The organism is Okeania sp. SIO3B5, assembly GCF_010692555.1.
GTDB lineage: Bacteria > Cyanobacteriota > Cyanobacteriia > Cyanobacteriales > Microcoleaceae > Okeania.
This window is the reverse complement of record NZ_JAAHHG010000020.1, coordinates 1-20382: the sequence shown is the minus strand read 5'-3', so window position 1 is coordinate 20382 and position 20382 is coordinate 1. Positions and strand designations below refer to the sequence as shown.

Annotated in this window: 13 protein-coding genes and 2 pseudogenes; 11 read left to right on the top strand and 4 right to left on the bottom strand. The window is 36.3% G+C overall.

Going from position 1 to position 20382, the window contains the following annotated elements:
- Positions 1-150 precede the first annotated feature (150 nt).
- A complete protein-coding gene (locus F6K54_RS04450) occupies positions 151-3114 on the bottom strand; it encodes an insulinase family protein (RefSeq protein WP_293075040.1) in 2964 nt (987 codons plus the stop codon).
- 917 nt (positions 3115-4031) lie between these two features.
- Between F6K54_RS04450 and psb27 the strand changes: the two genes are divergently transcribed.
- Entirely contained in the window at positions 4032-4430 is a 399-nt protein-coding gene (psb27, locus tag F6K54_RS04445; RefSeq protein ID WP_293075037.1) for a photosystem II protein Psb27, read from the top strand.
- 783 nt (positions 4431-5213) lie between these two features.
- Here the strand turns inward: psb27 and F6K54_RS04440 are convergent.
- A pseudogene (locus F6K54_RS04440) lies at positions 5214-6001 on the bottom strand (transposase); the annotation flags it as partial.
- A gap of 188 nt (positions 6002-6189) precedes the next feature.
- On the opposite strand from F6K54_RS04440, the gene F6K54_RS04435 reads away from it, so the two are divergent.
- The 4 genes from F6K54_RS04435 (at position 6190) to F6K54_RS04420 (ending at position 10443) form a co-directional block, all read left to right on the top strand.
- Positions 6190-6381, top strand: a complete 192-nt coding sequence (locus tag F6K54_RS04435) for a hypothetical protein (RefSeq protein WP_293075034.1) — start codon at positions 6190-6192, stop codon at positions 6379-6381.
- 259 nt (positions 6382-6640) lie between these two features.
- Entirely contained in the window at positions 6641-6811 is a 171-nt protein-coding gene (locus F6K54_RS04430) for a hypothetical protein (protein WP_293075031.1), read from the top strand.
- A 134-nt stretch (positions 6812-6945) separates the two neighbouring features.
- A complete protein-coding gene (locus F6K54_RS42685) occupies positions 6946-7113 on the top strand; it encodes a hypothetical protein (protein WP_366558054.1) in 168 nt (55 codons plus the stop codon).
- A gap of 1743 nt (positions 7114-8856) precedes the next feature.
- Positions 8857-10443 carry an NB-ARC domain-containing protein gene (locus tag F6K54_RS04420; protein ID WP_293075028.1) on the top strand — a complete coding sequence of 529 codons (1587 nt, stop codon included), beginning with the start codon at positions 8857-8859 and terminating at the stop codon, positions 10441-10443.
- Positions 10444-10799: 356 nt separating this feature from the next.
- Here the strand turns inward: F6K54_RS04420 and F6K54_RS04415 are convergent, their stop codons facing one another.
- Entirely contained in the window at positions 10800-10925 is a 126-nt protein-coding gene (locus F6K54_RS04415) for a hypothetical protein (protein WP_293075025.1), read from the bottom strand.
- Positions 10926-11694: 769 nt separating this feature from the next.
- Between F6K54_RS04415 and F6K54_RS04410 the strand changes: the two genes are divergently transcribed.
- From F6K54_RS04410 to F6K54_RS04390, 5 genes are all read left to right on the top strand, one after another.
- Positions 11695-13368, top strand: coding sequence for a protein kinase (locus F6K54_RS04410; protein WP_293075023.1), 1674 nt, complete (start codon positions 11695-11697; stop codon positions 13366-13368).
- A complete protein-coding gene (locus F6K54_RS04405) occupies positions 13365-14282 on the top strand; it encodes a hypothetical protein (protein WP_293075020.1) in 918 nt (305 codons plus the stop codon). Before F6K54_RS04410 ends, F6K54_RS04405 begins: the two co-directional genes overlap by 4 nt.
- Complete coding sequence (locus tag F6K54_RS04400; protein WP_293075018.1) at positions 14272-14547, top strand: hypothetical protein; 276 nt, start codon at positions 14272-14274, stop codon at positions 14545-14547. Before F6K54_RS04405 ends, F6K54_RS04400 begins: the two co-directional genes overlap by 11 nt.
- A 397-nt stretch (positions 14548-14944) precedes the next feature.
- Positions 14945-15505 (top strand): hypothetical protein, encoded by a 561-nt coding sequence (locus F6K54_RS04395; RefSeq protein WP_293075015.1) that lies wholly within the window; start codon positions 14945-14947, stop codon positions 15503-15505.
- A 63-nt stretch (positions 15506-15568) separates the two neighbouring features.
- Positions 15569-18529: a CHAT domain-containing protein gene (locus tag F6K54_RS04390; protein ID WP_293075012.1), complete on the top strand. Its 2961-nt coding sequence runs from the start codon at positions 15569-15571 to the stop codon at positions 18527-18529.
- Between the two features lie 6 nt (positions 18530-18535).
- Here the strand turns inward: F6K54_RS04390 and F6K54_RS04385 are convergent.
- Positions 18536-19201 (bottom strand): annotated as a pseudogene (locus F6K54_RS04385) (RNA-guided endonuclease InsQ/TnpB family protein); the annotation flags it as partial.
- A gap of 648 nt (positions 19202-19849) precedes the next feature.
- On the opposite strand from F6K54_RS04385, the gene F6K54_RS04380 reads away from it, so the two are divergent.
- Positions 19850-20245: a hypothetical protein gene (locus F6K54_RS04380; RefSeq protein ID WP_293075009.1), complete on the top strand. Its 396-nt coding sequence runs from the start codon at positions 19850-19852 to the stop codon at positions 20243-20245.
- The last annotated feature ends 137 nt before the right edge of the window (positions 20246-20382 follow it).

The following is a 20382-nucleotide window of genomic DNA, read 5'->3' as shown; positions in this document are numbered from 1 at the left end:
ATCAGTTTTTCTACCTTAATGTCTATTTTTTAGTATGATATTAAGTTAGTATAATCAGTATAAATTTTTCTGTATAGCGGTTTTCATTTGGGTAGACTACAGTAGGGACGTTCCATGGAACGTCCTTACAAGGTTTTACTTTTTCTGAAATCACATAATATCAGAAATTTCCAAAGTGTTTTCTTCCATCTGATCGTTTGCTTCTTCTAATTTGGCGCGAGAAGACATCACACAAATGTTACTGCGCTCCATTCCTGAAGTAAACACATCTAACAAAGTTTCCTTAACATCCCCTACCGTAGCATTAAGCGATCGCTGATAACGTTCCTCTCGTACTTCAGTAGTTTTCCCTATCAAATAACGCTCTAAGGCTAAACTTGTAGCCATCTCTGGGCGTAACACTGGAGAATCATCCTGAATGGTAGCAATAATAGCTCGGTCAACATCAGTCTGAGTCCAATCTAAATCCTTGATATAATCTATCAAACCTGCAAACACCTCAAGAGTACGACTCACATGAGGATCTCGGTAAGAATACAAAGAAATAACCTTTCCTAACCCACCGTAAGAGCATCCAGCACCGTAAGCATTACCCTTCAAACGAATTTCACTGAATAGATAACCCAAACCCAACAAATGAGCGCCCAATGCTAACAATGGTGATTTGGGATGACTGAAGTGGGGTGCAGGCATAGTCTGAACGCAATAAGCTACCTGTACAGGGCCTGCCAAACCTTCCTGTAGATTGTAAATAGGATCGAAGCGACTAGCAAAATTCTCTCCTGGTTGTTGCTGTTGCTGCTGACTCCACTCTGAGAGGGTTTTCTTCACCACCTCATAACCATTGTCGGAACCAGTGAAACTAGCAGTCATAGGTTGATTCGCAACATAATCACGGATAGTTTCAATTTTCGTCATCAAGTTAGCCCCATGCTCATCAAAGCGATCGCATACTTTATTCAGCAACTCTAATTGAGGCAAACCGTTAAGAATTTGGCTAATTTTAGCTTCTGCCGTCATGCCAGCGCCAGCACGCAACATGGCTGTATAGATACCATTGTAAACCAAATCAGAACTACTCTGAGCCAGAGACTGATTAACAACATCTCGCAGTCTAGCAGTGTCGCGAGGGTTGACTGCAAAAATCAAATCTCGCAATAAATCTAATGCTGGCTGTAGTTGTTCGTCAAGGGTTTTCAGAGTTACACGAAATCCATGTATAGGGCGATAAGGATCTTGAGCGTGAGTCCCCAACTGAGTTCTAAAATTAATTCCACCTGTATAAGAAGCAATGCGTTGGGCAATATGTTCGTAATTCATATCTCCTGCACCCAACTTCCGCAAAGCATCTATATAAGTAGGTACATACAACCACAAATCTTCAGGCAACCCCCGCAGACTAAAATCTATCTGCAAATAGTTTACCCCATTTGCCAACACATGGTTGCGTAATAGTGTGACTCCACCATCAATTTGTTCGACATCAGTAGGAAGATCATCTGGTTTTGGTGGTAAGTCGCTTACCTGTAGTTGAGGTAGTTTAGCTACTGCTTCTGGATCGTTGGGAGTTCCTGACTCAACTTCTAGTGCTTCTGCTTCTTTAGCTATATTGTCTAGCTCTTCTGGAGTCAGTTGAGAACGTACCTGTTCTACTTGTGCTGCTATTTCTTGGTCATAAGCTGATTGCCATTCTTGGTCTGGCTTTAATACTAAAGTTAAACGGTGGGGGTTGTTGAGTAACTTTTCGCGGATGAGGTTGTTGAAATAATTAGGGTCTTCAAGATAACGTTGTTTGCATTCAACGAGGCGATCGCCGATTTGCAAAAACGTTAATGGATCGTTACCATAAATCCAAGTTTGCATCACCCGGAACAACATCCGCAAAGGATACATACTGGCAATTTCTTGATGTTGGTATGCTGCTTGTTGGAAAGCTGCTTCCACAAGATTAGGTTCAAGTTCAGTTTCTGCAAGTTCTGTGAGAGTATTAATAATTAACTGACTGAATGCTTCACCACGATCTGGTTCGCTACCTTGAATACCAATATGAAAAGTAGTTTCCTTACCTACAGAGTCTACTCCAGACCTTAGTAAGTCTTGACCTATTTGAGATTCAACGATCGCCTTTTTCAATGGTGCCCCTTCATTTCCCAACAGTATTCGGCTGAGAATATCCAAGGCCACCCACTCATCTGAGTTGGTACTATCTCCTACCAACCATTTGAGCATAATATAAGTTTTCTCTTCTGCCGAGTCTGCTGCACTAATAGGATAAGAAGCTTCTTGGAAACGGGGTTCGCTCCATTGAGACTGAGGAGTAATGTTGATGTTGGGTTTCCGTTGTTCAAAAACATCTAACTTTCCAGCCAAAAATTTTAGATATTCTGGAGTGGCAATATTCCCGTAGAAAACAAAGTAAGCATTACTAGGATGATAATAGTTGGCGTGAAACTCCCGGAAATCTTGGTAAGTGAGTTCGGGAATATTTTTTGGGTCGCCTCCGTATTCGAGACCATAGATGTTGTCAGGAAATAGAGTTCTATTAGCAATACTATCTAAGCGTTGTTCGGGGTCTGAAAAAACACCACTCATTTCGTTATAGACTACCCCAGTAAATTTTAGGTCGCCTTGAGGGTTTTCCGGATCGGCAGGAGCTAGATGGTGGCCTTCCCGTTTGAATGTGTTTTCCGTCAGTAGAGGATGAAATACTGCATCAAAGTATACTTCTGCCAGGTTGAATAAGTCTTGTTTGACTTTGCTGGAGACTGGATAATAAGTACAGTCAGGTCCAGTCATCGCATTGATGAAGGTGGCCGGACTCATTTTTAGCATTTCAAAAAATGGTTCCCGTACAGGATATTTTTCTGAACCTGCTAAAACAGAATGTTCTAGAATGTGCGGTATTCCTGTGCTGTTTGGCGGAGGAGTAGGAAAACTGATGGAAAACAAATTTTCAGCATCTTCTGAGTAGAGGTGTAGCAATTTTGCACCAGTTTTCAGATGCTCTAGTTGATATGCCACTATCTGCTGTTGTTTGAGGTGGGTAATGGCTTTTACCTCAAAGCCTTCTAATTTTTGTCCAACTTCTAAGGTTCTTTCGCTTAATACGGGCATAGAAAATCAATTGCGATTTTGTTTACTTTATTTATTTAGTGTAGGCTATTTTTCTAGTTCGGTTTACTCTCTGGCCAAGGGTAGTTTTTTATTTAAGTCAAAAGTCAAAAGTCAAAAGTCAAAAGTAAGAAGAAAATTATAGTGGTCAATATGTGGGTTGACTGCAATAATCAAAGCAGGCTGCATTACCGAAATATTGTGCTTTAAACCTTTCCCTTGATCTATGCTTTACCGAAAAATTGTGGGTATGCGCCTCCCCTTTTAAGGGGATAAAAAAAGAACATATTCCTTATTTCAAGCCTCCTTATTGCAGAGGTACTGATAACTGATAACTGATAACTGATAACTGATAACTGATAACTGATAACTGATAACTGAAATGACCCACATCTTTCTTAACATAAAGCTTGACAAAATAGACGAGTTATGTATAAGCCTTGGTTCTGCTTTTTCGGGAGAAAAAATGTATGGAAAAATACTTTTTTTTTGACAACTTCAGTAGTTTTACTTAGCTACTATGATTTTTTCTCCTTTCTCCTTTTTCCCCTCCTGGGAGGGGTTAGGGGTGGGTCCCACAAGGGTTTCAAGACTTATGGGCAAGGGATAGCTTGATCGGGGATAATAAATAAAAATTTTCCTGTTCGTCAATCCTCTTCTTTTCAAGGAAAGGTAATTCGCGCATTCTAAATTCTTAATTCTAAATTCTAAATTATTGAAGTCCTTCCAGAAAGGAACCTACTGACTATACTGTATAGATTGAAGTGACATACTCCCAAGCCATACCTTAAAATTGGCGTGGGGTTCTCGGCGATGTAGCTAAATTAGCTTTTGATTTTGTAAAGTAAAGTCTCAAGTTGATCTAGACTATACTATGAAATAATCAATAACAAATTAGCTACCATAGCAAATAAATTTCTATGAAACGTTTTATTTCTCGTATACTAGCCTTAGTTTTCGTTTGTGTAATAGGTTTGATAGGCTGTTCTAATAATCCCGCAACTTTAACTGGAAATTATCAAGAAGACACATTAGCTTTAATAAATACCTTAAAAACAGCTATTGAGTTACCAGAAAATACAGAAAGTAAGGCGGAAGCTCAAGCACTAGCACGTCAAACAATTAATGACTATGCTTCTCGCTACAGACGTGATAATTCTGTATCGACTTTACCTTCTTTTACTACTATGAGAACTGCTCTTAATTCTTTAGCAGGGCATTATAGTTCTTATCCAAATCGTCCTGTACCTGAAAAATTGAAGAAACGTTTAAATCAAGAATTTAGACAAGTAGAAATTGCTTTAAAACGGGGAGTTTAATAATTAATAATTAATAATTATTGAAGAAGGAGTCAGGAGTCAGGAGTCAGGAGTCAGGAGGGAAAATTGCATGGGGATTCTAACCCCAAACAATTTTGAACACCCCCGTTGACGGTGGGGTATTAAACCCGCAAAAAAAAGATAATTACCTCTCCTTGAAAATGGATAGGATTGACTAAAAGAAAAAAAATCTTTTTATCCAATCCTTTTATTTATAAGAAGAGGTAATTCTAAATTATTGAATATTCTTATGTGTACCTCATTTACTTTAAATCTGCTGTAATTTGTCTTACAAAGAAGGTGAAAAAATCAGCAGCTTCTCAGTTTTTTCTTAGCAGCTATATAAATTCGGGTAGCTATAAATCCGAATTTTTTTTTGTCAATTTGAGGGTTTATAGCGGTTTTCACTCATGTTGACTAAAAAACTTCTGCCCTCTGTCCTCAGCATAGCTGCTTTTACAGCGCTTTTCAAATTGATGAACCACATCGCCATAACCAAAATCCTGTAGGGACGTTGCATGCAACGTCCCTACTGTGGTCTACTGAAATGAAAACCGCTGTAAGCCAAAATCTTTGTATTCTATGAAACATGAAAACTGCTATAAAAATTACTATTGGGACTTACCGAATAATTAATAATTAATAATTAAATAATTCTGGTTTAAAGCCTCCCCTTTTAAGGGGAAAAAATAAATAATATTTCCTTATATTCAATCAAGGACGGTTTTAACCAGAGGTAATTATCCATTATCCATTATCCATTATCAATTAATGAAACAACTTTTAAGCCCAAATATAGCCCAAACTCTCTCTGTGAGAGGCAAATACGTCACGGTTTTTAGTCAACCAATCAAAAAAACGGTGCATACATAGCTGTACGAAAAGCTTCCAAAGCTTCAGTAAAGGTCTTCAAAGGTTTGTTCGCCCATTGCCTTCGTAGTCCCCCTGTTAACTTATGACAAATGATAAAAGTATAAGCACAAAACACTAAGATAAAATGGCGTTCTAGACTCCATTTATCTCTTACTTGATATTCTCTTAACCCTAACCATCATGAGCGCTTCTCGGTAAAAAACCTCTATCCAATTCCTGTTTGAGTAGCTATTTACTATCCACTCAGATGTCACTTTTGATGGCTCAACATTGGTAATAAAATAATCAATTTCTGTTGCCTCTTCTGTAGAACTAGCATTCATAACGATAGCAAAAGTTCTTTCTCCAGAAAGGCGTGAAGTCGATGCTGTGAGTGTTGTAACCCAAACTTTTTTTGGTTTTTCTAAACTTAAGATAACTGGCTCAAATTTCTCTACTGGCAAGCTTTTTGCCAATTCATCTATTCTAGTTTCTATTTCTGAGAATGATTTTTGTTTAACTACTATTTTTCGGTTTTTTGCGATTCCTCCTAAGTATTTTAATTCCCTTTCTTCGAGTTTTTTGAGAAATGTTGTATTATTACCATAACCAGTATCCATTAACACTATTCCGGGACGATGGCCTCTGCTGAGACTGCGGTCTATTAGCTCTATTCCTATATTTGGCTTTTTCTGAAATAATTCGTCATCTTTTCCTTTTCTCTAGTTTTACGCCATTTATACCAATTTTATAAATGTTTGCTACAAATAGGTAGGGTACTTTTTAGGAGTCAGTCCTCAGTCCTCAGGAGTCGTATGGGAATAGATTTAATACCAGTTTTTAGGTCATAAATTATCTTTTTTATCCTATTATTACTCAGGGGTAAGCCATCCAACCCTCGTTTCAAATGTACTGTTGTCAGCAAGTTTTAGTAGGTAAAAATCCCGAATTAATTGCTATTTTAACATTCTTGTGCGAACAGTCTCACAAGCTAACTAACATGGGAATATATTATGCCAGACAATTATATTTTAAGTCTCACAAAACTCTGGGTAAGTATGACGCAGGAATTAGTCTACAAAAAGAACAATCACTATAAAGTTTTACATTCGCTCTTCAGCACAACAAATATTGAGAACTGTAGCTGAATCATTTCGCTCTTCAGGGTGGTCTAATAAAAGCCTATAGTGAAGGAAAAATCTCAGACAGACCAAAGATTCCTAACTACAGAAAAAAAGGGGGAATGGCTACAGTTAGTTATCCCAAGCAAGCATTAAAACTTAAAGGTAATCAAATTAGAGTGCCACGCTTGTAATACCTGTAAACGCTGGTTTGGTCTAGATTGCTTTTTAATTCCAATGCCGAGTAATCTCAACTTTGCTTCTATTAAAGAACTGAGGATATTACCGAGGAACAGATGTTTTTATTTGGAATTTGTCTATGAAAAAGAAATAGTAGTTAAACCTCAATTAAATCAAGAAAATGTATTAGGAATTGACCATGGTGTAAATAATATCATGTCCGGATAATTAGTGATAAAAAAAACTTTCTCCTTCTTCTTCTTTCTTCCCTCCTGACTCCTGACTCCTGACTCCTGACTCCTTCATCGTTTATTTATAACTGTTCAACCGGACATGATATAATTGGTTGACCTGTGTATCGAATGTGGGTACAAGCGCGGGTTATAGATGGTAAACATCTCAAATCAATGAATCGTTGGTACAACAAACAAGTATCAACTATCAAAGAAAATAAACCGACTGGATTTTGGTCAAATAAACTGGCTGCAATTACAGAAAAGCGTAACCGCCAAATGCGATTTGGGTATTAACAAAGCAGCTAGAATAGTAATTAATCATTGCGCACAAAAATTCTATTGGTACAATTGTATTTGGTTGGAATAAAGGTCAGAAAAATCAAATAGATAATGGTCATAAAAAGAATTCAGAATTTGTACCAATTCCTACAGCTAGACTCAAAGAAAGAATAGCTCAATTATCTTCTGAGTATGGGATTATATTCATAGAAACCGAGGAAAGTTATACAAGTATTGCTTCGTTTTTAGATGGTAACGATCTGCCTATTTATGGTGAAAAACCCGATGATTGGAAACCGTCAGGAAAAAGAATAAAGCGTGGTTTGTATAGGAGTAGTAATAATTGGTTAATTAATGCAGACTGTAACGCGGCTGCAAATATAATCACAAAAGTAAGCAGCAAAGCATGGGTTAAACTTAAGCCGACTGTGTAGGGGCACCGCGGAAATTGTCCCCAAAGAGTGTATCTTTGGTCAGCTAAGAAGAAACGGAGCAACACGGATTTATCCTGTTGCGCAGTATCTGCTTAGAATCCCCTCGGCAGAGAGCCAGGGGAGTAGTCAATCTACTTATACCAGTTTTATATGAGGTTGGATAGAATTTGAAATTCATTAAATCGATCTATATCTATCTACACTTACCGAATAATTAATAATTAATAATTAAATAATTCACCTTTATTAGCCTCCCCTTTCAAAGGGAAAAAAATTATTTTTTTCCTTATTGGTCAATCCTTTACCTAAAAGGGAGAGGTAATTATCCATTATCCATTAATGGACTGCGGTCTATTATGCTTGAAATATTATTCTATACAGCTTCATTTCAATTTGGTATTAGTAATCCGGATTTAATTTTTTATACATTAGACATTTCCGGAAAAGAGGGAGTAGGAAGTAGGAATTAGGGGGAAATAATTGATGATTTTTACGGGATAATTGATTTAATTTTTGATTACCGCTAGATTTTTATTTAGTATCTATGCTGAATATTTTCCGGAAAATTTTACTCTTGCGGAATGTGGGTTTCAGTTATCAGTTATCAGTACCTCTGTCTGCCTAAAGCCAGAGGCTTGAAAATTTTCTTTTGGTCAATTATATGGCGCAGGTTTCCTTGCCATCCCACTCTACGGGAAGCTACGAATATCGACCGCTGTCTTGGTCGATTGGATATGGCGAGGGGATCTCGCCACCCCACCCTTCGGGAAACTGCGCTAACGACCGCTTTTTCATCCCCTTGTAGAGCGGTAGCTCGTGGGGCAGCCAAGGGGAGGCTTGAGAGCTTATTTTTTGGTCAATGAAGATAATTTATACAGTATAAATACTTGCCTAGACAGGGATTTTTATACTAATTTCCTACTCAAGATTTGGTTGTCCATGAATCACATAAGTTTCTATTTATAGCTATGTTACTAAAAAAATCTCACTTATTACCCAAAATTGTGTATAATATTAAGAGAATTTCTATAGCACTACTTCTTTTGGTTAGGACGATAAATTTGGGTTGTAAGGTAACAGGGAATAGCGGTGCGACTCCGCGACGAAGTTAACTTTAGCCCTTCCGGAGGAGGCTAGTCGCAAGGTAATAGACAACAAGAGGAATGTCCTAACGTATTTGTGTAGCGCTGTATTTTGGGATACTAAAGTATGACCAAAAAATTTTGGTCTCAAGCCTCCCTAATTATCAGGAGGTACTGATAACTGATAACTGATAACTGATAACTGATAACTGATAACTGATAACTGATAACTGATAACTGAAATGACCTTGATTCCTCAAAATTTTCTTAAACAAGTTGCAAGTAGTTATGGTGTCTCAGATACAGAGCTTGAAGTTTTATCTAAGGCTTTACTGGAAGGAGAGTCGATCGCCACAATTGCCACACAACTAAAACTTAAGCCAGAAACGGTTCGTAAAAGACTGGGTGAAACCTATCGTAAGTTTCAAATTTTAGGTAAAGGGCCAGGAAAAATGGCTAAGTTACAGCAATTGTTGGTGGCTCTGTATCAGGAGCAAAGTCAATCTGAAGAATTTTTACCTCAGACTGCTGAACCTAAAACTTCTAGCTTAATTTCTCGCCAAGATTGGAATGCTGCTCCAGATGTGGAAACATTTTATGGGCGGACGAAAGAATTGTCTCAGTTAAGTCAATGGACTTTAACCAATCGTTGTCGGTTAGTTGCTCTATTAGGGATGGGGGGAATGGGAAAAACCACCCTGGCGGTGAAATTTGCTAAACAAAATGCAGATAAATTTGATTTTGTAATTTGGCGATCGCTACGTCAAAAGATACCACTCCGTTCTATTTTGACCGATTTGATCCAATTTTTATCCCCTCAACCATTAAGCAACTTCGAGGATATTGAAACTGGAATTTCTCAACTGATGGAGATTTTACGCAGTAATCGTTGTTTGTTGGTTCTTGATGATGTGGAAATGATTCTAAGTTGTCAGGATTTAGCAGGTTATTATGGTGATGGTTTTACAGACTATGGAAAATTCATTCAACGAATTGCTGAAGAGCCGCATCAAAGTTGTTTGATTTTGGCAAGTTCTGAGAAGTTGAAAGATTTAGGTCAATTGGAAGGGCAAAAAGTTCGCTCATTACAGGTGATTGGTTCTGAAGAAATTTCCCAAAAAATTTTGGCAGAACGAGGATTTGTTGTGAGTAAAGATTGGGTGAGTCTGATTGAACGTTATGGTTGTAATCCTTTAGCTGTCAAGATTATTTCGGGAATGGTTCAAGAATTATATGCTGGTCAAGTTGGAGACTTTATTAAAAATACGCTTTTAATGGGAGATGTTCGATCTTTACTCGATCAACCTTTTCAAAGATTATCTGTAGCGGAGAAGGAGTTGATGTATTGGTTAGCTCTTGAACAACAACCTATAAATTTATCTCAACTGCAAGAAAAAATTTTATTTCCTCTGTCAGCATCGGAATTATTAGAAATAGTTGGTTCTCTTGGACGACGTTCATTGATAGAAAAGAGTCAAAAACAGGGTCAAATTTATTTTAGTCTTCAACCTGTGGTGATGAAATATGCCATTGAACAGTTTGTTTATCAGGTGGATGAAGAGTTGGTGAGATTGATTAAAAATCAAGATTTGGAAGGAATTCGTTTGTTAAAACTTTATCCCCTTGAACCTTCTGAGAATAGTAAAAAACATTATTCTATTTTGGATTTAGTTATGAACCGACTCAGGTCGAGATTATTTACTAATGCTAGAGGTTTAAATCTAGCAATTAAACGTTTAGAGGAAAGTTTATCAAATTTACAAGAACAATTTTTTGAGGGAGAATATATTACCCAAAATCTAGAAAATATTATTAGTGCAATTCATTGAAGCAAGAAGGAGGAAGGAAGAAGGAGGAAGGAAAAAGGAGGAAGGAAGAAAGTTATATCCAGTTATCTTATAAGTGCATAAGCAAAATTAATTGAAGAAGGAAAAAGGAGGAAGGAAGAAAGTTATATCCAGTTATCTTATAAGTGCATAAGCAAAATTAATTACCTAATAATTAGGGTTGAAAGCCTCTTCTTTAAAGGAGAAAAAAGCGGTCGTTCTTCGGAGCTTCCCATAGGGTGGGATGGGGAGGTCTCAGAGCCATATCCAATCGACCAAGAGAAGAAAAAATTTTCCCTACCGCGTCAATCCTATCCGTTTTCAAAGAGAGGTAATTGTTAATTATTAATTATTAATTATTAATTGTTGAAATATTCTTTTCCTAAATTATTAAGCACTTTTTTGAGATATTGAAGTAAGCTGTTTGGTGTCATTATTTCTAAAAGCTTTCTAATATCTGGATTTAAGCCTCTAATAAATCTCATAATTTCATAAATATGTATTTTGTTTTTATGCTATACATTCCTTGGTTAAATAGGGCTTGCTGATTAAATACCAAAGCATTGGCTGATATAGGTTTTAGCGTTTTTATATTCTAAAAAAGTACCATTTTTTCGGTAGAAAAAGCTCAAAAAGCTAGTATTTTGGGGTGATTATGGCAGAAAAATTAAGAGACAATTTTTACTCCTATCTCTTCGTTCATTCCCATTTCTCCTGTCCCCCTCCTGGGAGGGGTTAGGGGTGGGTTGTCTCCTGTCTCCTACCCCAACAAAAAGACTTTATTCAGCAGACCCTAAATATGTGTAATATCAAATCCAATTAAACAGTTATAGAATGGTTAAGTCGAGTCTGAGTCAGAATTCATAATTGCTGAATTTCCTACGGAATGCTCCGCAAACAGGAGGATAAAGAATTAGAAATATGAGTGTAGTTATAGCAATTGGAGATTTTTTTTAATGCACAATAAACGGATTTTATCTAATTATTTTTGCACAACTACTTACCACTTTCAAAAAATACTATCTATTACATTGATTTTTTTGTAGTTCGGGAAGACCTGGATTTTGCAATATAGGAAAATTCAATAAATAACAAGTTTTTTCCCTACTCCCTATTACCGAATAATTAAGGTTGAACGCCTCTCCTTTAAAGGAAAAAAATTTTTTTCCTTTGAGTCAATCCTCTTCTTTTCAAGGAGAAGTAATTATTAATTATTAATTATTAATTATTAATTGTTGAACTATTCCCTATATTATGAATTACTGTATCAATTCTCAATGTAATAATCGTAAAAATCCAGAAGAGCTTGATTTTTGTCAAGCTTGTGGCACTGCATTGTTGATTGAAAATCGCTATCGGATTGTTCGATATTTACGACAACCACAACCTGCACATCCTACAAAAATTTTTGAAGTAGAAGATTGGGGAATGGGTTTAGAAGATTGGGGAAGTTTGAAAGTTTTAAAAGTTTTGAAATATGACAATAATCCTGATTTAGTTCGATTGTTCAAACAAGAAGCAAGGGTATTAATGTGGTTGCGTCATCCTGGAATTCCTCGGGTTGAACCGAATGGTTATTTTACAGTTTCACCTCATAAAAGTTCTAAACAACTCCATTGTTTAGTTATGGAAAAAATCGAAGGTGAAAATTTAGAGGAGTGGTTGATAAATCATGGGAAAATTTATCAGGATGAAGCTTTAGATTGGTTACAACAAATTACAGAAATTTTGGATCAGCTTCACAGTCAAAACTTACTTCATCGAGATTTAAAACCTTCTAATTTAATTTTGAGACCAAACGGACAATTAACTGTAATTGATTTTGGCACAGTTGGAGTAGGAGATTGGGGTACAACAAAAATAGGTTCTTTAGGATATTCTGCACCAGAACAAATGACTGGAGAAGCTGTCTTACAATCTGATTTTTTTGCCTTAGGTCGTACCTTTGTTCATTTACTTACAGGTCAGTCTCCTATGAATTTTCCAACTGAGGGAAAAACTGGCAAAATTATCTGGAGGAATTATGCTCCTCAAATTTCACCTCTACTGGCTGATTTTATTGATGAGTTAATGAATCCTATTCCACAAAGGCGACCTAAACATACACGATTTATTCTCAAAAAATCTAAAGAATTATCAGAAAAAATTGCTGCAAAGACTAAATCAAAAACACAAATTAAGCTTTATTGGAAATTTTTAGTTCTAATTTTAATGGGATTTATAGGGTCTCGTTTACTTCTACCAAAAATTCCTTTTTTCATCCAAACTTGGATTTTTCCGACTTTTGATAAGAAGCTCACAAATATTGGATTTGAACAGTATCAAAATAGTAATTTAGGCAAGGCTGAATTTTATTATAAACTAGCCCTAAAATTTAATCCTGAAAATGCAGCTTCTTATCTTCAGTTAGGATTAATTTGTGAAACTAGACAAGATTTTGGATGTGCTAAAACTGAATATCAACAGGCAATTGATTCTGCTCCAGCAAGAAATAATTATTATGTGGCAGTCGCAGCAATTAATAATCTATCCCGTCTACAAATTTGGTTAGATGGAAATAGTGAAATAGCAATTAATAATCTAAACCTTGGTTTGCAACTTATGTCTGAAATACGTCAAACATATCCTTTTGATTTCACTAAAAGGGTAGAATCAAACCTGCATAAAAATCTTGGTTGGGCTTATTTTCAGAAATTAAATTACTCTCAAGCTCAATCTCATTTAAAAAAAGCAATTAAACTAAATTATGAAAATGCTCCAGCACAATGTTTGTTAGCACAGTTGTTGGAGAAAGTTCCTACAGATGTAGACAGTTTAACGAAAGTAAGACAAAATTGTATTAATATTAAATCCACTCAAAATCCTGAAACTAATACATGGAAAAATTTAGTCCGCCAAAGTTTACAAACGGAAGGAGAAAAATTGTGAATTTAAAATTCTTTTTTGCTCTCTTTACTATCATGTTGTTGATTTTAGTTAATGGTGTAACTAATTTAAAAAATAAGATTACAATTAAACCAGCTAATGCTACTACAAAAGTCGATCGAGCTCCAATTGGGCGAATTATTGAAGCAGATGGAAAAGTATTTTTAAAGCGTCAAAATTGGTCAGAGTATCATCCAGTTTTTGTCGGAACAGAACTCTATACAACCGATAAAATAAAACTCACATCAGAAGGAAATTTAATGGCAATTTGTTATGCAAACTGGGAAATTTGGAGTTTACAAAAAAATAGTATATCTCAAACAATTAATGGCTGTTTACAGGCTAAATCCCAATGTGTTGAAACTTCAGATGGATGTGTTCCTTTAGATGCAACTCGTGGAATTAATCAAGTAGAAAGTGATAAAATCCCCTATATTATTAGTCCACGTCACACTTTATTATTACCAGATAAACCCTTGATTTTGCCCTGGAATCCTGTGACAAATGCAACTCGTTATACTGTTATAATTAAAAGTCTGTCAGGAAAATATATTTGGGAAACAGAAGTTAGTGAAAATCAAGTGCTTTATTCAGGGGAAATTCCTTTAAAAACAGATATTAAATATACAGTTATTATTCATACTGATACACAGGTCTCTTCGATCGATCAAAAGTCGCCTTTTCCTCAACAAGAAAATGATTTGGGAAGAGAATTTGCTGTGGTCTCAAAATCTGAACAGCAAGAAATTCTGGCAAAAGTTGAGGAACTTACTCAAAAGTTAGACGGTGAAGCACGGGTACTAAGTATTGCTGAATTTTACCAACAAAATGATTTGAACGTAGAGGCGATCGCTATTTTAGAATCTTTATATAGAGGCAGGAAATCCTACTTCAGCCATTTATCAAATGTTGGGTGAAATATATCAGCAGATTCAATTACCTGGGTTAGCTAAAAATTATTATTTACGATCGGTAAAATTAACAGGAGTTGATGATGTTGTTGGAAGGGCAAAAGTTGAGGCTGCTTTAGGAGAAGTTTATGCAAGTTTAGGTAGTAACGAGGAAGCAATTCGTTGGTTAAAACTAGCTTCTAATAAGTATGAAAATTTGGGGGAATTTCAACGGGGAGATGAGGTTAAATTGTCATTGGAAAAATTGCAGCAGGAGTTGGGAGAAGAATAAAAGAATTTAGAAATCAGGATTTATAGCAATGCACTCTGGCTTATTTAAAAATTATTCTCAAAGTTGTAAATATCTGAGCGAGCAGTGCTATGGAATAGGTAAATTAAGAAGTTAAGAAATTAAGGTATTTTCAACAATGAATAATGAATAATTAACAATTACCTCTCCTTGAAAACGGATAGGATTGACAAAGAGATGAAAATTTTTATTTATTATCCCCTTAACTTAAAAGGGGAGGCTTTAAACCACAATTTTTTGGTAAATTAATTCTAAATTCTAAATTTTAAATTCTAAATTCTTAAATGTAGCGAAAATAACATAATTTACTTAACTAAAAAAGTGATATAGTATTTTTGGTATTAAAATTATAATTTAAAACTATAGCGCTAGACTATAAATGACTATTATCGGAACTAGAGAAGCAGCTTTTTTATTAGGTATTTGTTGTCAACGAGTTAGATCTCTACTTGCTCAAGGTAGAATAAAAGGAGCATTCAAAAAGAAAGGATTTTGGCAAATTCCTGTTTATGGAAAGAGAAAAATGCCTATTGTTATACCAGGTAAGAGGGGCCCTAAAGGTGTCTGGTGTCATCGCAGGCGCGAGAATCCGACCAAGATTCATGTCAATCAACATTTCATCAAAGCAAATGGCAAGATGATTAAGACATATCCCGAAATGACTCCCGAGCAGTTGATTCCAGTAATCTCATTGAAGCAAACAAATCGTAATGATATGGGTTATCAAATGGAAATTTCTGGTCCTTGTCGTATAGTTTATAAGCCCGATGAACCTTTACCTTGTGGCGCACATTTGTGGATTGAAACCTACGAGCCAGTGAAGTTTCTGGATACTAAGTTTAATCCTTGTACCGCTAGGCTATCTTATAAAGATGCTGAAGAAATGTGGTTAAATTATATAGCGAAAACCTCTAGGGATACTAACTTGGCTACGGGTTAAACCCCATCAGCTATTTCCATCTAGCTGTTAAAACTGACTGGTTTTCCACAACCGCGAAAGTTGATGAATCAATTATCAAAAATAGCTACTTTGATAGGAGTAACTATTTTAAATTTCCCGTTAACGACTCTTGCCCAAATTATTCCGGCATCTGATGGAACGGGAACGGTTGTTATGCCTACATCTCAAACCCCAAATTCACAAACTTTGGATATTGGGGGAGGCAGTCGTTCGGCAGATCGAGCTAATTTATTCCACAGTTTTGAACAGTTTAATTTGAATACTGGGGAAACCGTTAATTTTATTTCAACTCCAGAAACACAGAATATTTTCACAAGGGTTAGAGGAGGAAATATTTCTCAGATTGATGGAATGATTCGGGTGACAGGAAGTAATGCCAATTTATTTTTGATGAATCCTGCGGGAATAATTTTTGGCTCCAATGCTAGTTTAGATATACCTGCTTCATTTTTCGCTACAACATCAACTGCAATTGATATTGGAAATAATATCAATGGTTTTCCTTCCTCTCGTTTTGATACGTTTGCTCCAAACAACTACTCAGAATTAGTGGGTTCTCCTAGTGGGTTTGTTTTCTCAGGTGCATCAGGCATAATTATTAATCAAGGAAATTTAAGAGTCAGAGACGGACAAAACATTGGGTTAGCAGGAAACTATGTTTTGAATTTGGGAATTCTTGATGCTCCTAACGGTAATGTTAATACCGTAATAGCGCCGGAAAATAGTTGGGTTCAGATTAGGCAAAATGGAAATCTATTGAATTTAGAAGTACCTACTCAGACAATTTTGCAAAATCCAGGTTTACCCATCGTAGCTTTGCCACAAATTCTTACAGGTGGAACTCAAGAACACGCAACAAATATTAAGGTCAGAGAAAACGGCACAATTGAGCTTACTAATTCGGAGAATTTTAATCCAGCTTTACGCCGAGGTAGAATTGCTTCCGGAACTGTAGAAATTTATAAAGATAATGATGAAGTTTCCTTTGTACCTCTTCTTTCAGGGAAAACTTTATTCAGACAGTCGCTCAGAGTTATTAATATTTCTGAATTTGTTTTATCCAGACAATCTCTTTTCTTAACCAGGTCTCAGAATCAGTCTAATAAGAGGACTAATATTCCAGAAGCTGAGTCTATTGCTGTGGAGTTTCCAAATCTTTCTGCCAGACAATACTCTAATAGTCGTTCCGAACTTTCAAAAAATCGGAGGGAAGTTTCACCATTGGTAAATTCTAACTTTGAGTCAGAACCTTTCTCATTGAGACAACCTCGCTTCTCAGAATTTCCAAATTATTCTGCCAGACAATACTCCAATAGTCGTTCCGAACTTTCAAAAAATTGGAGTGAAATTTCACCATTGGCAAATTTTAGCTTTGAGTCAGAACCTTTCTCATTGAGACAACCTCGCTTCTCAGAATTTCCAAATTATTCTGCCAGACAATACTCTAATAGTCGTTCCGAACTTTCAAAAAATTGGAGTGAAATTTCACCATTGGTAAATTCTAACTTTGAGTCAGAACCTTTCTCATTGAGACAACCTCGCTTCTCAGAATTTCCAAATTATTCTGCCAGACGATACTCCAATAGTCGTTCCGAACTTTCAAAAAATCGGAGGGAAGTTTCACCATTGGTAAATTCTAACTTTGAGTCAGAACCTTTCTCATTGAGACAACCTCGCTTCTCAGAATTTCCAAATTATTCTGCCAGACAATACTCCAATAGTCGTTCCGAACTTTCAAAAAATTGGAGTGAAATTTCACCATTGGCAAATTTTAGCTTTGAGTCAGAACCTTTCTCATTGAGACAACCTCGCTTCTCAGAATTTCCAAATTATTCTGCCAGACAATACTCTAATAGTCCTTCTGAACTTTCAAAAAATTGGAGTGAAATTTCACCATTGGTAAATTTTAGCTTTGAGTCAGAACCTTTATCATGGAGACAACCTCACCCCTCAGATACAGCTAATATTCTAGAAATCAGACCTTTTCCAGTTGCACTCTTGAATAATCCTGAAATTAGATTATCTGTACAACCAGAAGCATCTTTACCAAGAGTACCTGCCATTGAAGAAAGAATTCCAATTGGTAAAACTAACTCAGAGTTGATAACGAATTATCCAGTTGTGCAGCCTCCTTCATCTACTAATACTCAACTTCCAACCGCACAAATTTTAACCGAAGCTAGTATTCGAGAAATTTTTAGTCAAATTGAGACTCAAACTAAACAAAAACCTGCTGCGATTTATGCGATCGCTCATCCAAACCAATTGACTGACAAAATTGAAGGTGTCGAACTACAAAATTTCACAAGCGGACTAACTTTAATGTTGGTTTTGCCAGATGGTAAAACAATTGTCAAAAGCATTCCAGATGTAGAACTGAACAAACTCCATCGAATTGCAAAAGAATTTTATATGGAAGTCAGCGATCCTAGAACAACAGGATGGCCGGCAGCTCGCCAACTATATAAGTGGTTAATTGCTCCCTTGGAAGCTGACTTAAAAGAGGCTGGTATCAATACACTATTATTTTATTTGGATGAAGAGTTACATTCAATTCCTTTAGCTGCCTTGTATGACGGGCAAAATTTTTTGATTGAGAATTATAATTTTAGTCTAATTCCCAGTTTGAGTCTAACCAATGCTAATTATGAAAGGCTTGAAAATGCAGAAGTTCTGGCAATGGGAATGTCGGAATTTGTAGACAAACCTACTCTACCTAGTGTTCCAACTGAAGTTTTAACTATTACAGAGAAATTATGGTCAGGGGAAGTTTTACTTAATCAATCCTTTACCTTAGAGAATCTCCAGAAAAAGCGGAGCCAACAAACATTTAAAATTATTCATATAGCTACTCATGCTAACTTTTCTCCCGAAAATCCTCCCTACATTCAGCTTTGGGATCGAAAGTTACCTCTGAAAGAACTCCGAAATTTAGAGTGGTACAAACAACCGTTCTTAGAAACCTGCGATTATCTACATAAATCTATGATTATCTATAGATAGCTTGTTCTATTCCTGCTTCAACCTGGCAACGTCGGCGTTATCCAGTCCACAGGCTGTCACGGTCGAACTGACCGCCATAGCTAGATTTAATGCTGCATTCAAGTCTCTATCGCAGCTAAAATTGCAGTGTTCGCATTCAAAAACACGCTCTGATAAGGATAGAGACTGCTTCACCTGACCACACCTACTGCAAGTCTTAGAACTAGGAAACCATCTATCAACGATGATTAGTTGAGAGCCATATAAATCACACTTGTACTCTAACTGTCTACGAAACTCATAAAAACTCATATCAGCAACAGCCTTGGCTAGCTTTTGATTAGCCATCATGCCTGATACATTTAAGTCTTCTATTACTATTTGACTGTGGTTTTTAGCCAAATAGGTTGTTAGTTTATGCAATGTATCTTTCCTGATATCAGCTATCTTTGTGTGCAGTCTCGCTATTCTTAGCTGTGCTTTTTCCCAGTTACGGGAAAACTTGGTTTTATGCCTGTTTAGGTATTGTAGTCGTGATAGTTTAGACTCTAACTTTTTGTATGACTTAGCGCCTTCAAATATTTCGCCAGTTGAGAGTGTAGCTAGTGATTTCACACCCAAATCTACACCAACTACATCAACTAATTTTTCAGTGACTTGAGGTTCTGTTTCTATCTTGAAGCTAATGAACCACCTATTAGCTTTCCTGGCTTAAGTTACAGATTTAGGAGTGGCATTTTCTGGTAAAACTTCATAAGTTTTTATCCATCCTAAAAGTATCTTATACTAAATCTGGTTTAGACAGGAGCTTTATTGTGAAGGTAAGGCAGAAGGGTTAGAGAGGAATTTGAAAAATCAGCTTTTGATAACCAGATTTGCTATAAGACTTGTATCAAGGGATTTTTAGAAACTATCTATAAACTTAGTTATTGGTAGAGAAAAAATTTTTCTCCAAATACTTGACATCTAAATTTTATCTAGCTACTATGCTTGATAACTTAAGTGAGAAACTTAAGAGACAAAAGATAAATTTAATAACTCTCAAATCTTAGTAGGGCAATACCCTGTTAAGTTTCTAGCTCAATATTAGTCAGAAGCGATCGCATCGCTATCTTCATCTTGTTTAATCAGATACATTAATTCAGCTAACACATAAGTCTAAGGAACTAAAAGTTTTGCAGTGCAAAGCTTTCAGTTAATCGGACCGGTCTCGGTGCGCTGACTTAACGTGCCACAAACTGATTGAACAAGTTAGAAAAAACATGAAACTTATGTTCTACATCTGTTTGCATCACTAGCCAATGTAGTTTGAGAATACTTTACTTATTAAGGAAAAAAAACATGGAAGACCAAAACGAAAATTTTAATCCCCAGGAAGTTCTAGAAAATCTACCAGAAGATTTTGAACGCCCTTTTGCTGGTGGTGAAGGTATTAACTTTGATGAACTCATTGGTAGTTTAGATTCAGATTTCGGTGAAGAAATCAACGATCCATTACTATTAAACCCTGATAGCATTCAGAGCATCATGCTTGATTCTCCCTTGAATGAATTGACAACTTTACAATCTGGTCTGCCTGTTTCTACTTTACCAATTCCTGCTCGAATCCTATTCAGTGATATTGACATTACTGGTTTCCAAATTACCGATCAAATTCCGTTTGTTAATAATGACATCACTACTTTCCCAGAAGAATCACCTCTACCTTTTGCAGAAGCAGACTCGACAATACTGTAATAAGTTAGAATTTGACATCCTCCCCGGCCTAAAGACACAAGGCACGGGGATTCCTACCGAGCCGTAGCTCTTCAGTGGGTTGACGTCTCACAGGCTGCTGCACCCACCCCTCTTGCTCCCGGGAGGGGAGCAAGAGA